The sequence below is a fragment of the Pseudomonas mosselii genome (assembly GCF_019823065.1).
Classification (GTDB): Bacteria; Pseudomonadota; Gammaproteobacteria; order Pseudomonadales; family Pseudomonadaceae; genus Aquipseudomonas; species Aquipseudomonas mosselii.
Map to the genome: position 1 here is coordinate 1,817,163 of NZ_CP081966.1, position 13,040 is coordinate 1,830,202.

15 protein-coding genes are annotated in these 13,040 nt (G+C 65.1%); 13 read left to right on the forward strand and 2 right to left on the reverse strand.

All coding sequences use genetic code 11. The features are described from left to right. Positions 1 to 987: a S49 family peptidase gene (locus K5H97_RS08265; protein WP_028690985.1), complete on the forward strand. Its 987-nt coding sequence runs from the start codon at positions 1 to 3 to the stop codon at positions 985 to 987. A gap of 93 nt (positions 988 to 1,080) precedes the next feature. Here the strand turns inward: K5H97_RS08265 and K5H97_RS08270 are convergent, their stop codons facing one another. Then, a complete protein-coding gene (locus tag K5H97_RS08270) occupies positions 1,081 to 1,659 on the reverse strand; it encodes a Maf family protein (RefSeq protein WP_028690986.1) in 579 nt (192 codons plus the stop codon). A gap of 96 nt (positions 1,660 to 1,755) precedes the next feature. Here K5H97_RS08270 and K5H97_RS08275 point away from each other — a divergent pair, with 96 nt between their 5' ends. The 12 genes from K5H97_RS08275 to K5H97_RS08330 all read left to right on the forward strand — a co-directional run bounded on the left by K5H97_RS08275 (position 1,756) and on the right by K5H97_RS08330 (position 11,603). After that, positions 1,756 to 2,283 carry a YceD family protein gene (locus tag K5H97_RS08275; protein WP_023630499.1) on the forward strand — a complete coding sequence of 176 codons (528 nt, stop codon included), beginning with the start codon at positions 1,756 to 1,758 and terminating at the stop codon, positions 2,281 to 2,283. Positions 2,284 to 2,296: 13 nt separating this feature from the next. Then, complete coding sequence (gene rpmF / locus K5H97_RS08280) at positions 2,297 to 2,479, forward strand: 50S ribosomal protein L32 (protein ID WP_028690987.1); 183 nt, start codon at positions 2,297 to 2,299, stop codon at positions 2,477 to 2,479. 3 nt (positions 2,480 to 2,482) lie between these two features. Then, complete coding sequence (gene plsX / locus K5H97_RS08285; RefSeq protein WP_081791573.1) at positions 2,483 to 3,493, forward strand: phosphate acyltransferase PlsX; 1,011 nt, start codon at positions 2,483 to 2,485, stop codon at positions 3,491 to 3,493. Positions 3,494 to 3,641: 148 nt separating this feature from the next. Continuing rightward, positions 3,642 to 4,580 carry an ACP S-malonyltransferase gene (fabD, locus tag K5H97_RS08290; protein ID WP_028690989.1) on the forward strand — a complete coding sequence of 313 codons (939 nt, stop codon included), beginning with the start codon at positions 3,642 to 3,644 and terminating at the stop codon, positions 4,578 to 4,580. Between the two features lie 16 nt (positions 4,581 to 4,596). Then, positions 4,597 to 5,337 (forward strand): 3-oxoacyl-ACP reductase FabG, encoded by a 741-nt coding sequence (gene fabG, locus K5H97_RS08295; RefSeq protein ID WP_023630496.1) that lies wholly within the window; start codon positions 4,597 to 4,599, stop codon positions 5,335 to 5,337. Between the two features lie 204 nt (positions 5,338 to 5,541). After that, positions 5,542 to 5,778 (forward strand): acyl carrier protein, encoded by a 237-nt coding sequence (acpP, locus tag K5H97_RS08300; protein ID WP_028690990.1) that lies wholly within the window; start codon positions 5,542 to 5,544, stop codon positions 5,776 to 5,778. A gap of 162 nt (positions 5,779 to 5,940) precedes the next feature. After that, entirely contained in the window at positions 5,941 to 7,185 is a 1,245-nt protein-coding gene (fabF, locus tag K5H97_RS08305) for a beta-ketoacyl-ACP synthase II (protein ID WP_028690991.1), read from the forward strand. After that, positions 7,185 to 8,000: an aminodeoxychorismate lyase gene (pabC, locus tag K5H97_RS08310; protein WP_028690992.1), complete on the forward strand. Its 816-nt coding sequence runs from the start codon at positions 7,185 to 7,187 to the stop codon at positions 7,998 to 8,000. Before fabF ends, pabC begins: the two co-directional genes overlap by 1 nt. A gap of 3 nt (positions 8,001 to 8,003) precedes the next feature. Beyond that, complete coding sequence (mltG, locus tag K5H97_RS08315; protein ID WP_028690993.1) at positions 8,004 to 9,179, forward strand: endolytic transglycosylase MltG; 1,176 nt, start codon at positions 8,004 to 8,006, stop codon at positions 9,177 to 9,179. Beyond that, entirely contained in the window at positions 9,176 to 9,808 is a 633-nt protein-coding gene (gene tmk, locus K5H97_RS08320) for a dTMP kinase (RefSeq protein WP_028690994.1), read from the forward strand. The genes mltG and tmk overlap by 4 nt, the downstream gene beginning before the upstream one ends. Then, positions 9,801 to 10,787, forward strand: a complete 987-nt coding sequence (locus K5H97_RS08325; protein ID WP_028690995.1) for a DNA polymerase III subunit delta' — start codon at positions 9,801 to 9,803, stop codon at positions 10,785 to 10,787. The genes tmk and K5H97_RS08325 overlap by 8 nt, the downstream gene beginning before the upstream one ends. A gap of 33 nt (positions 10,788 to 10,820) precedes the next feature. Beyond that, a complete protein-coding gene (locus tag K5H97_RS08330) occupies positions 10,821 to 11,603 on the forward strand; it encodes a TatD family hydrolase (RefSeq protein WP_028690996.1) in 783 nt (260 codons plus the stop codon). 241 nt (positions 11,604 to 11,844) lie between these two features. On the opposite strand, the gene K5H97_RS08335 is transcribed toward K5H97_RS08330, so the two are convergent. Beyond that, entirely contained in the window at positions 11,845 to 12,978 is a 1,134-nt protein-coding gene (locus K5H97_RS08335; RefSeq protein WP_028690997.1) for an aminotransferase class V-fold PLP-dependent enzyme, read from the reverse strand. Between the last annotated feature and the right edge of the window lie 62 nt (positions 12,979 to 13,040).

Genomic DNA, 13,040 nt, shown 5'->3' on the forward strand with positions numbered 1-13,040 from the left:
ATGACTGACGAATGGAAGGCGCCCGAGCCGGACGAAGCCGGTGAGGAGCGCAAGAGCTGGAAGCTGCTGGAGAAGACCTTGCTGGCAGGCGTCCAGGAGCAGCGCCGGGCGCGGCGCTGGGGGATCTTCTTCAAGCTGCTGACCTTTGTGTACCTGTTTGGCATCCTGTTTCTGTTCACGCCGTTGATGGATGTGGACAAGGCGGCCTCGCGCAGCGGCAACCATACCGCGCTGGTCGAGGTGCGCGGCGTGATTGCCGACCAGGAGCCGGCCAGCGCCGACAATATCGTCAAGAGTCTGCGCGAGGCGTTCAAGGATCCGAAGACCAAGGCTGTGGTCATGCGTATCAACAGCCCGGGCGGCAGTCCGGTGCAGTCAGGCTATGTGTACGACGAGATCCGTCGTCTGCGCGCCGAGTACCCTGCCATCAAGCTGTATGCGGTGATCGCCGACCTCGGTGCGTCCGGGGCCTACTACATCGCCAGCGCCGCCGACGAGATCTATGCCGACAAGGCCAGTCTGGTCGGTTCCATTGGTGTCACCGCGGCCGGCTACGGCTTCGTCGGGGCCATGGACAAGCTGGGGGTGGAGCGTCGTACCTATACGGCTGGCGAGCACAAGGCGTTCCTTGATCCGTTCTCGCCACAGAAACCCGAAGAAACCGCGTTCTGGCAGGGTGTGCTGGACACCACGCACCGCCAGTTCATCGCCATGGTCAAGCAGGGGCGTGGCGAGCGCCTGAAAGACAAGGATCACCCTGAGCTGTTCAGTGGGCTGATCTGGTCGGGCGAGCAGGCCAAGGAGCTGGGTCTGGTGGACGGGCTGGGCAGTGCCAGCTATGTCGCCCGCGACATCGTGGGCGAGAAGGAGTTGGTGGACTTCACTGTGCAGGAGTCGCCGTTTGATCGTTTCTCCAAGCGTATCGGTGCCAGCGTGGCGGAGCGCCTGGCGCTGTATATGGGCTTCCAGGGGCCTTCGCTGCGTTGAGCTGAATCGGCGTGGCATTCATCGCGGGGCAAGCCCGCTCCCACTGGTCGCTCATTGGCCTCGTGGGGGCGGGCTTGCCCCGCGATTGCATGTTCAAGGCACCTGCACGCCTTCCTTGTGCAGCATGTCCACCAGTCGAATCAGTGGCAGCCCGATCAGGCTCGTGGCATCGCAGCCGTGGGTGCTCTGGAACAGGCTGACCCCCAGTCCCTCGGCCTTGAAGCTGCCGGCGCAATCCAGCGGCTGCTCGGCCGTCACGTAGCGCTCCACGCGCTCTCGATCCAGCTCGCGCATCGTCACGGTAAACGGCACGCAATCGACCTGGCAGTGGCCGGTGGCGCTGTTCAGCAGCGCCAGCCCGGTGAGGAAAGTGACCTGCTGCCCGCTGCTCTCCAGCAATTGCTCGCAGGCGCGTTCAAAGGTGTGGGGTTTGCCGAGGATTTGCTCGCCCAGCACCGCCACCTGGTCGGAGCCGATGATCAGGTGGTCGGGGTGGCTGGCGGCCAGGGCTTCGGCCTTCTGTCGAGCCAGGCGGCGGACCAGCTCGACGGCGGGTTCGTCATCGAGGCGCCGTTCGTCAAGGTCGGGGCTTGCCCAGGTGAAGGGCAGGCGCAGGCGGGTGAGCAGTTCACGGCGGTACGCAGAGCTGGAAGCCAGTAACAAGGGAAGCATGGTAGACTCCTGGGCAATTACCCCGAATTCTAACATGCGAGATGACACCTAATTTCCTTTGACAGGGAGGGGGTGCATCCCTAGAATGCTGCGCCTATGTTGAATGACCCGATTCCACCTCACGTTGACCCGCGCAAATTGGCTGATCGTGGCGTAACCCTCGAAGGTTCGCTGCAACTCGCTGATTTGGAAAGACTCTGCGACCCGCTTTCCGACAATGTCGGTACGGTGCAGGCGAAGTTCGATTTTGAACGAGATGAGCAGCACGTGGTGGTTATCCACAGCGCGCTGGACGTCGAAGTCAAGATGGTTTGCCAGCGTTGTCTTGAGCTGGTCACCCTGCCGATCCACAGCGAATGCACATACGCCGTGGTGAAGGAGGGTGCGAACACCCAGTCGTTGCCGAAAGGCTATGACGTGCTGGAACTGGGCGAAGATCCTTTGGATCTGCAGGCGTTGGTCGAGGAAGAGCTGTTGCTCGCCCTGCCGATCGTGCCTGCTCATCATCCGGAAGAATGCCAGCAGCCGGCGGGACTCGATGAGCCCGAGCCGAGCAAGGACGAGGTATCGCGGTCCAACCCGTTCAGTGTATTGGCGCAGTTAAAGCGTGACCCAAACGTTTAGGAGTTAATCAATTATGGCTGTTCAGCAGAACAAAAAATCCCGCTCTGCCCGTGACATGCGCCGTTCGCACGACGCCCTGTCGGCAGAAGCTCTGTCGGTAGAGAAGAGCACCGGTGAAGTACACCTGCGTCACCACGTATCGCCAGAAGGCGTATACCGTGGTCGCAAAGTGATCGACAAGGGCGCCGACGAGTAATCCTTGTCCGCTCAGATCATCGCGATCGACGCAATGGGCGGGGACTTCGGTCCCCGCAACATTGTCCAGGCTAGCATTGCCTGCCTTTCGGCTACCCCCTCGCTGCACCTGACCCTCGTCGGTCAACCCTCCCTCCTTGAAGATCTCCTCAGCGGCCTTGCGGCTGCGGATCGCGCGCGCCTGCAGATTGTCGCGGCCAGCGAAGTGATCGGCATGGACGAGCGGCCATCGCAGGCGTTGCGTGGCAAGCCGGACTCGTCGATGCGCGTCGCCCTCGAACTGGTGCGTGATGGCAAGGCCCAGGCCTGCGTGAGTGCCGGCAACACCGGCGCGCTCATGGCCCTGTCGCGCCTGGTGCTCAAGACCCTGCCTGGTATCGATCGCCCGGCGATGGTGGCGGCGATTCCGACCCAGGCGGGCTATTGCCAGTTGCTCGACCTCGGCGCCAATGTCGATTGCAGCGCGGAAAACCTCTACCAGTTCGCCGTGATGGGCGCGGTGGCTGCCCAGGCCCTGGGCGTGCACCGGCCGCGGGTGGCGCTGCTCAATATCGGTACCGAGGACATCAAGGGCAACCAGCAGGTCAAGCTGGCCGCCAGTCTGCTGCAGAACGCCCGGGGCCTGAACTACATCGGCTTCGTCGAAGGCGACGGGCTGTACCGCGGCGAGGCGGACGTGGTGGTGTGCGATGGATTCGTCGGCAATATCCTGCTCAAGTCCAGTGAAGGCCTGGCGACCATGATCGGCGCGCGCATCGAGGCGTTGTTCCGTGGCGGGCTGCTGGCGCGGGCGGCCGGGGCCATGGCCATGCCGTTGCTCAAGCGCCTGCAGGCCGACCTGGCGCCGGCGCGACACAATGGCGCAAGCTTCCTGGGCTTGCAGGGCATCGTCATCAAGAGCCATGGTTCTGCCGGCGTGCAGGGCTTGCAGAGTGCGATCCAGCGGGCGTTGATCGAGATCCAGGAAAACCTGCCGCAGCGTCTGCACGGACGCCTCGAAGACCTGTTGCCGTGATAAGGCTAAAACAGGTCTTAGGCATATCCGCAATGAAGTGCTTAAATGTGACCGCTTGGTCTGCCGCTCCATCCAAGCTTTCAGATTGCGCGCCCGGCCCAAGGCCCGGCGCACCCCATCCGACGACAAGATCATAAGGGCTTGTTCAATGTCTGCATCCCTCGCATTCGTCTTTCCTGGTCAAGGTTCCCAGTCGCTGGGCATGCTCAAGGAGCTGGGCGCCGAAAAACCGGTAATCGTCGAGACCTTCAAGGAAGCGTCCGAGGCCCTGGGCTACGACCTGTGGAAACTGGTCCAGGAAGGCCCGGAAGAACAACTCAACCAGACCGACAAGACCCAGCCGGCCATCCTGACCGCCTCGATTGCCCTGTGGCGCCTGTGGCTGGAAGAGGGTGGCGCGCAGCCTGCGTACGTCTCCGGTCATAGCCTGGGTGAATACAGCGCCCTGGTCGCCGCTGGCAGCCTGTCGCTGAAGGACGCGGTGCGCCTGGTCGAGCGCCGCGGTCAGCTGATGCAGGAAGCCGTGCCGGCCGGTCATGGCGCGATGGCCGCGATCCTTGGCCTGGACGACGCGGTCGTGGTCGAGATCTGCGCCAAGGCTGCCGAAGACGAAGTGGTCAGCGCGGTAAACTTCAACTCCCCTGGCCAGGTGGTCATCGCCGGCAACAAGGCAGCGGTGGATCGCGCCATGGAGCTGTGCAAAGAGGCCGGTGCCAAGCGCGCCCTGCCGCTGGCGGTCAGCGTGCCGTCGCACTGCGCGCTGATGAAGCCGGCCGCCGAGCGTTTCGCCGAGTCGGTCAACGCCATCGAATGGAAGGCCCCGCAGATCCCGGTGGTGCAGAACGTCACTGCCGCCATCGCCGCCGACCTCGACGCCCTCAAGCAGGACCTGCTGGCGCAGCTGTATCAGCCGGTACGCTGGGTCGAGTGCGTGCAGGCCCTGGCCGAGCGCGGCGCGGTGAACCTGGTCGAATGCGGTCCGGGCAAGGTCCTGGCCGGCCTGAACAAGCGTTGCGCCGACGGCGTGACCACCTACAACCTCAACACCCCAGACGCTGTCGCCGCCACCCGTGCGGCGCTGGCCTGAATTCGGAGAAGCTTGCATGAGCCTGCAAGGTAAAGTTGCACTGGTCACCGGCGCCAGCCGTGGTATCGGCCAGGCCATCGCCCTCGAGCTGGGCCGCCAGGGCGCGACCGTGATCGGTACCGCCACCACCGCCTCTGGCGCCGAGCGCATTGCCGCCACCCTGAAAGAACACGGCATCAACGGTACCGGTCTTGAGCTGAACGTCACCAGCGCTGAGTCCGTGGACGCGGTGTTGGGCGCCATCGGCGAGCAGTTCGGCGCGCCGGCCATCCTGGTCAACAACGCCGGCATCACCCGCGACAACTTGATGCTGCGGATGAAGGACGACGAGTGGTTCGACGTGATCGACACCAACCTCAACAGCCTCTACCGTCTGTCCAAGGGCGTGCTGCGCGGCATGACCAAGGCCCGCTGGGGTCGTATCATCAGCATCGGTTCGGTGGTGGGTGCCATGGGCAACGCCGGCCAGGCCAACTACGCCGCCGCCAAGGCCGGCCTGGAAGGCTTCAGCCGTGCCCTGGCCCGTGAAGTGGGCTCGCGTGGCATCACCGTCAACTCGGTGACCCCGGGCTTCATCGACACCGACATGACCCGCGAGCTGCCAGAAGCGCAGCGCGAGGCCCTGCAAAAAGAGATTCCGCTGGGCCGCCTGGGCCAGGCCGAGGAGATCGCGAAAGTGGTTTCCTTCCTGGCTTCCGACGGCGCAGCCTATGTCACCGGCGCCACCGTGCCGGTGAACGGCGGGATGTACATGTAAAAACCGCAACTCAATGTGACGGATTGCTTCAAAAAAGAGTCATACTGCGAGCCTAAAATCCGTTATAAAGCTGCAACCAGATTCCGGGCAGAGGGCCCGGTGGCCTGGTGGAAGGCGCGTTACGCTTGAAAAGCAGGCGTCTTCCTATAAACTTGGTCACCGGCCAGCTGCCTGACATATGTCCATTAGGAGTGAAAACTAGGTATGAGCACCATCGAAGAACGCGTCAAGAAAATCGTCGCCGAGCAACTGGGCGTCAAGGAAGATGAAGTGAAGAACACCTCTTCCTTCGTTGAGGACCTGGGTGCCGATTCGCTTGACACCGTTGAGCTGGTGATGGCTCTGGAAGAGGAATTCGAGACCGAAATCCCTGACGAAGAAGCCGAGAAGATCACTACCGTTCAAGCTGCCATCGACTACGTCAACGCCCACCAGGCCTAAGACGTTTCAGTCGACGCTACTTGTCGGGAAAAACCGCACTGCCGTCGCCGGCGTGCGGTTTTTTCTTTGCAAGCCCTGCAATCAGCGGAGTCTGTTGCCAGGCCATTGGCCGCGCCAGTGCACTGGCAAGAGACTCTGTAATTTGGAAATGAGGAGAGTACTGTGTCGCGTAGACGCGTCGTGGTCACTGGTATGGGTATGCTGTCGCCACTGGGTACCGATGTACCGAGCACCTGGCAGGGCATTCTGGCTGGCCGCAGTGGCATCGGTCCGATCGAGCATACGGATCTGTCTGCCTACTCCACCCGTTTTGGCGGCTCGGTAAAGGGCTTCGAAGTCGAGCAGTACCTGTCGGCCAAGGAGGCCCGCAAGCTCGACCTGTTCATCCAGTACGGCCTGGCGGCCGGCTTCCAGGCGGTACGCAACGCCGGCCTGGAAATCACCGACGCCAACCGCGAGCGCATCGGCGTGGCCATGGGCTCGGGCATCGGCGGCCTGACCAACATCGAAGAGACCAGCAAGACCCTGCACGAGCAAGGGCCGCGCCGGATCTCGCCGTTCTTCGTGCCGGGCTCGATCATCAACATGATCTCCGGCTTCCTGTCGATCCACCTGGGTCTGCAAGGGCCGAACTACGCGATCGCCACCGCCTGCACCACCGGCACCCACTGCATCGGCATGGCCGCGCGCAACATCGCCTACGGCGAAGCCGACGTGATGATCGCCGGTGGCGCCGAAATGGCCGCCTGCGGGCTGGGCATGGGCGGCTTCGGTGCGTCCCGCGCGCTGTCGACCCGCAACGACGAGCCGGCCCGTGCCAGCCGGCCGTGGGACAAGGGCCGAGACGGCTTCGTGCTGTCCGACGGTGCCGGCGCCCTGGTGCTCGAAGAGCTGGAACACGCCAAGGCCCGTGGCGCCACCATCTACGCCGAGCTGGTCGGCTTCGGCATGAGCGGCGACGCCTATCACATGACCTCGCCGCCCGACTCCGGCGAAGGTGCTGCCCGCTGCATGGCCAATGCCCTGCGTGATGCCGGCATCCAGCCTGAGGACGTCAGCTACATCAACGCCCACGGCACCTCGACGCCGGCCGGCGACGTGGCCGAAGTGGCCGCGATCAAGCGCGTGTTCGGTGAGCATGCCTACAAGCTGGCGGTCAGCTCGACCAAGTCGATGACCGGCCACCTGCTCGGCGCCGCCGGCGCGGTGGAGGCGATCTTCAGCGTCCTGGCGATCAACAGCCAGATGGCGCCGCCGACCATCAACCTGGACGAGCCCGATGAAGGCTGCGACCTGGACTTCGTGCCTCACCAGGCGCGCAGCATGCCGATCGACGTGGTGCTGTCCAACTCGTTCGGCTTCGGTGGCACCAACGGTTCGCTGGTATTCCGTCGGTTCGCCGACTGATGCACAGCTGGATCGATGGCCAGGACGCGGCTGCGGTCAATCTGCAGAACCGCGGCCTGGCCTACGGCGATGGCCTGTTCGAGACCATTGCCGTGCGCGGCGGCAGGCCCAGCCTGCTGGCCCTGCACCTCGACCGCCTGGCGCTGGGTTGCCAGCGGCTGGCGATCGAGGCCGACCTGGCGCTGGTTCGCAATGAGCTGTTGCAATTCGCCCAGCTGCTGGGCGAGGGCGTCGCCAAGCTGATCCTGACCCGCGGCGACAGTCAGCGTGGCTATGCCCCGGTGGCTGGCGCCCAGGCGCGGCGCATCCTTCAGGGCAGCCCCTTGCCGGCCTATCCTCGCGAACATGCCGAACAGGGCGTGCGCCTGTACGCCTGTCAGACGCGGTTGGCGGAACAACCGCTGCTGGCCGGGCTCAAACACCTCAACCGCCTCGAGCAGGTGCTGGCCCGCGCCGAATGGCAGGATCCGGCGTTTGCCGAGGGCTTGATGCGTGACGCCCAAGGGCGGGTGATCGAAGGGGTGTACAGCAACCTGTTCCTGGTGCGTGACGGCGTGCTGCTGACTGCCGAGCTGAGCCGTTGTGGCGTGGCCGGGGTGATGCGCGCGGCATTGCTGGAGCAGGCGCGGTTGCTGGGTATTCCCACCCAGGTACGGGACTTGCCGCTGGAGGCGTTGGAGCAGGCCGACGAAGTGTTCGTCTGCAACAGTGTCTACGGCATCTGGCCCGTGCGTGAATTCGCCGCGCTGAACTGGCCGGCCGGGCCGCTCACCCGTAAACTGCAGGCCGTTGCCCGTACGTTACTGGATACCTGATTCGTGAGACGCAAATTCCTGCTGCTGCTGGAAATGAGCTTGATCCTCGCCGGCCTGGCACTGGGCTGGGCCGCCTGGAAGGTCAACTCGGTCCTGGAGCAGCCCCTGCAAGTGGCGCAGGAGCGCCTGCTCGACGTGCCCGGCGGCACGACGCCCAACCGTATGTTCTATCGCATGCAAAGCGAAGGCCTGCTCGACGATCCGCTGTGGCTGCGCCTTTACTGGCGCTTCAACATGGCGGGCACGCCGCTGCATACCGGCGAATACCGGGTGACCCCGGGCATGACCGTGGGGCAGTTGTTCGACGCTTGGAAGCGCGGTGACGTGGTGCAGTACAACCTCACCCTGGTCGAGGGCTGGACCTTCCGCCAGGTGCGTGCCGCGGTGGCCAAGCATGAAAAGCTCAAGCACACCCTCGAAGGCTTGTCCGATTCCGAAGTGATGGACAAGCTCGGCCACACCGGTGTGTTCCCTGAGGGCCGCTTCTTCCCCGACACCTATCGCTTCGTGCGCGGCATGAGCGACGTCGAGCTGCTGCAGCAGGCCTACATGCGTCTGGACGAAGTGCTGGCCAAGGAGTGGGCCGAACGCAGCGCCGACCTGCCGTATCGCGATCCGTACCAGGCGCTGATCATGGCCTCGCTGGTGGAAAAGGAAACCGGCATTCCCCAGGAGCGTGGGCAGATCGCTGGCGTGTTCGTGCGGCGCATGCGCTTGGGCATGATGCTGCAGACCGACCCGACCGTGATCTACGGCATGGGCGAGCGCTACAACGGCAAGATTACCCGCGCCGACCTGCGCGAGCCGACCCCTTACAACACCTACACCATGACCGGCTTGCCGCCGACGCCGATCGCCATGGTCGGACGCGAGGCGATTCACGCCGCGCTAAACCCCAGCGACGGTTCGAGCCTGTACTTCGTTGCCCGGGGTGATGGCAGCCATGTGTTCTCCGACGACCTGGATGATCACAACAGCGCGGTGCGCGAGTTCCAGCTCAAGCGTCGGGCAGACTATCGTTCCAGCCCTGCGCCGCAGGCCGAGCCGGCGACGTCAGCGCCGCAGGCGACCCCGGACGCGGCGCCTGCTCCCGCGCCGCAAAGCGATGCGCCGGCCCCCACCGATGAATCCGCGCCGGCCGACACGTCGGTGCCAGCAGACACTAAGGAACACTCGTGAGCGGTTTGTTTATCACCCTGGAAGGCCCTGAAGGCGCCGGCAAGAGCACCAACCGCGATTACCTGGCGGCACGTTTGCGCGAGCAGGGCGTCGATGTGGTCATGACCCGCGAGCCTGGTGGCACGCCGTTGGCCGAGCGCATCCGCGAACTGCTGCTGGCGCCGAGCGAGGAGCGCATGGCGGTCGACACCGAGCTGCTGCTGATGTTCGCCGCCCGCGCCCAGCACCTGGCCGAAGTCATCCGCCCGGCGCTGGCCCGTGGCGCCGTGGTGCTGTGCGATCGCTTTACCGACGCCACCTACGCCTACCAGGGTGGCGGCCGCGGCCTGCCGGTGGAGCGCATCGCCATCCTCGAGGCCTTCGTCCAGGGCGAGCTGCGTCCTGACCTGACCTTGGTCTTCGATCTGCCCGTGGAGGTCGGCCTGTCCCGTGCCGCGGCCCGTGGCCGGCTGGACCGCTTCGAGCAGGAAGGCCAGGCCTTCTTCGAGGCGGTGCGCCAGGCCTACCTGCAGCGTGCCGGCCAGCAGCCGCAGCGCTACCGGCTGCTGGACGCCGCCCAGCCGCTGAGCGCGGTGCAGCAGGCCATCGACGCCCTGGTGCCGAGTATCCTGGAGCGTTGCCGTGGCTGATGCCTACCCCTGGCAGCAGGCGCTCTGGCAACAACTGGCCGGGCGTGCCCAGCATGCCCATGCCTACCTGCTGCACGGCCCCCAGGGCATCGGCAAGCGCGCCCTGGCCGAGCGCCTGATGGCACGGCTGCTGTGCCAGCAGCCGCAGGGGTTGGATGCCTGCGGCCAGTGCAAGTCGTGCCTGTTGCTCAAGGCAGGCAGCCACCCGGACAACTTCGTGCTGGAGCCGGAGGAGGCCGACAAGCCAATCAAGATCGACCAAGTGCGTGATCTGGTGTCGTTCGTGGTGCAAACCGCCCAGCAGGGCGGGCGCAAGGTGGTGCTGATCGAGCCGGTGGAGGCGATGAACATCAATGCCTCCAACGCCCTGCTCAAGAGCCTGGAAGAGCCCTCCGGCGATACCGTGCTGTTGCTGGTCAGCCACCAGCCCAGCCGCCTGCTGCCAACCATCAAGAGCCGCTGCCAGCAGGTCGCCTGCCCGCAGCCGAGCCAGGAGCAGAGCCGCGCCTGGCTGGCCGCCGCCCTTGCCGGCAGCGCCGAGGAAGAGCGCGAGGAGCTGCTGACCCTGGCCGCCGGTTCGCCGCTGATGGCCGTGAGCCTGCAGGCCCAGGGCGTGCGCGAGCAGCGTGCGTTGGTGGCCGAGGGGGTGAAGAAGTTGCTCAAGCAGCAGCAGTCGCCCAGTCAGCTGGCCGAGGCCTGGAGCAACGTGCCGTTGCTGCTGCTGTTCGACTGGTTCTGCGACTGGTCGCACCTGATCCTGCGCTACCAGTTGACCCAGGATGAGGAAGGACTAGGCTTGGCCGACATGCGCAAGGTGCTGCAGTACCTGGCGCAGAAGAGCCGCCAGGGCAAGGTGCTGGAGGTCCAGGCGTGGATCCTCGAACAGCGCCAGAAGGTGCTGGGCAAGGCCAACCTCAACCGTGTACTGCTGCTCGAAGCCTTGCTCGCCCACTGGGTGCAGCTGCCGGGCATGCGCTGATTTCCACCGTTCATTCATGTGTGTCGTGTTCCCATGCTCGTAGATTCCCATTGCCACCTCGACCGTCTCGACCTGAGCGCCCACCAGGGCTCTCTCGACGCCGCCCTGCAGGCGGCCCGTGAGCGCGGGGTAGGGCACTTCCTGTGCATCGGCGTGAGCGCCGAGAATGCCGGCGCGGTCAAGGCGCTGAGCGAGCGCTATGCCGACGTGGACTGCTCGGTGGGCGTGCACCCGCTCGACCTGGCGCCCGGCGAGACGCCGGCCCTGGAGTGGCTGCTGCGCGAACTGGCCCACCCGCATGTGGTGGCCATTGGCGAGACCGGGCTGGACTACCACTACGAGCCGGAGGCCGCCGAGTTGCAGCAGGCCTCGTTCCGCCTGCATCTGGAGGCTTCGCGGCAGACCGGCAAGCCGGTCATCGTGCATACCCGGGCGGCCCGCGAGGACACCCTGGCGCTGCTGCGCGAGGCCAGCCTGCCCCAGGCCGGGGTGCTGCACTGCTTCACCGAGGACTGGCCGATGGCCAGGGCCGCGCTGGACCTGGGCTACTACATCTCGCTGTCCGGCATCGTCACCTTCCGCAATGCCGACGCCCTGCGCGAGGTGGCCCGGCAGGTGCCGGTGGATCGCCTGCTGGTGGAGACCGATTCGCCGTACCTGGCGCCGATCCCGCATCGCGGCAAGCCGAACCTGCCGCAGTATGTGCGAGAAGTGGCCGAGTATGTGGCGTCGCTGCGCGGGGTGAGCTACGAGCAGTTGGCTGAGCAGACGACCAGCAACTTCAAGCGACTGTTCCCGCTGGCAAGAGTGGCCTGAAGTCGCTGCGCCGAACCTTCCGAGCCGGGCAAAAAAAACCCGGGTTCTGGGGGGGGAATCCGGGTTAAGACCATTAGGAGTAAAACAAAGGCACACGGTCCCTGGGCACCTTTATCGACGCGCCACTTGGGGGGGATGCGCCGCGCCAACACTTCAAGTATTGGTCAGGATTGGCGCCTCGCCAGCGGCGATTGATCGTTTTTTAAACAGATTTGGAATACGATCGCAGCCCCTTGCGCGTTCAATGCATGGCAATCTGTCCTACCTGCCGCAGTACTTCGTCGATCAGGCGGTGGTCGGTATAGAAATGTGGGGAAAACCGTACCCCAGGGCCGCGTACTGCACAAATTACTCCGTTATTGCTCAGGGCCCGATAAATGTCGGCGTTGGCATGGCCGTCCAGGCTGAAACTGACGATGCCGGCCCGCCGTGAAGGATCGCCCGGGCTGTGCAACTGCGCGCCAGGAATGGCCGTGAGCCCTCGATACAGCTGCTCGATCCGCTGCGCCAACTGTTCGGCGACCACCGTCATGCCGACATCCTCCAGCAGCGACAGGCTGGCCTCCAGCGCGCAGGCGCCAAGCATGTTCGGACTGCCGCACTCGAAGCGCCGCGCACTGCGCGCCGGTTGCCACTGGCGGCGTTCGAAGTCGCCAAGGTGTTCGAGCATGTGCCAACCATAGGTATGCAGCGTCAAGTGCCGACGCAGCTCGCTACGGCAATAGAACACCCCCAGCCCCTCGGGGCCGAGCATCCACTTGTGGCCGTCGGCCATGGCGAAGTCGCATTGGTAGTGCTGCACATCGAAGGGCAGGGCGCCGACCTGCTGGATCGCATCGACGCAGAACAGCACGCCGCGCTGGCGGCAGGCGGCGCCCAGGCGTGCCAGGTCCAGGCGCAGGCCGTTGGCGAACTGCACGGCGCTGACCGACAGCAAGCGCGTTCGCGGGCCGCAGGCGGCGATCAGCGCCGCTTCCGGATCGGCGACGGCCAGGCTTGCCTCGACCACTTCGACCCCGCGATCAGCCAGGGCCTGCCAGACCACGCGGTTGGAGGGGAATTCCTCGTCGCTGATGACGACCTGGTCGCCGGGCCGCCAGTCCAGGCCAAAGGCCACCAGCGACAGCGCCTGGGAGGTGTTGCCCACCAGGGCGATGTCGCCGATGGTGGGCGCATTCAGCAGGCGTGCCAGGCGTTCGCGCAGGCGGCGCTCGGTGGCCAGCCAGGCGGGATATTCGCGGGCGCCCAGGCGGACGTTATCCTGGGCGAAGCGCGCCACGGCCTCGGCGGTCCGGCGCGGCCAGGGGGCGATCGCCGCGTGATTCAGGTAGCACAGGCCCGGCGCCTGCTCGAACTCATCAAGAAACACAGACATGGTTGGAAGATCCGTGCAATTTGCCGCCAGTTAGGCATAATAATCCGCTTCGATTGTCATCC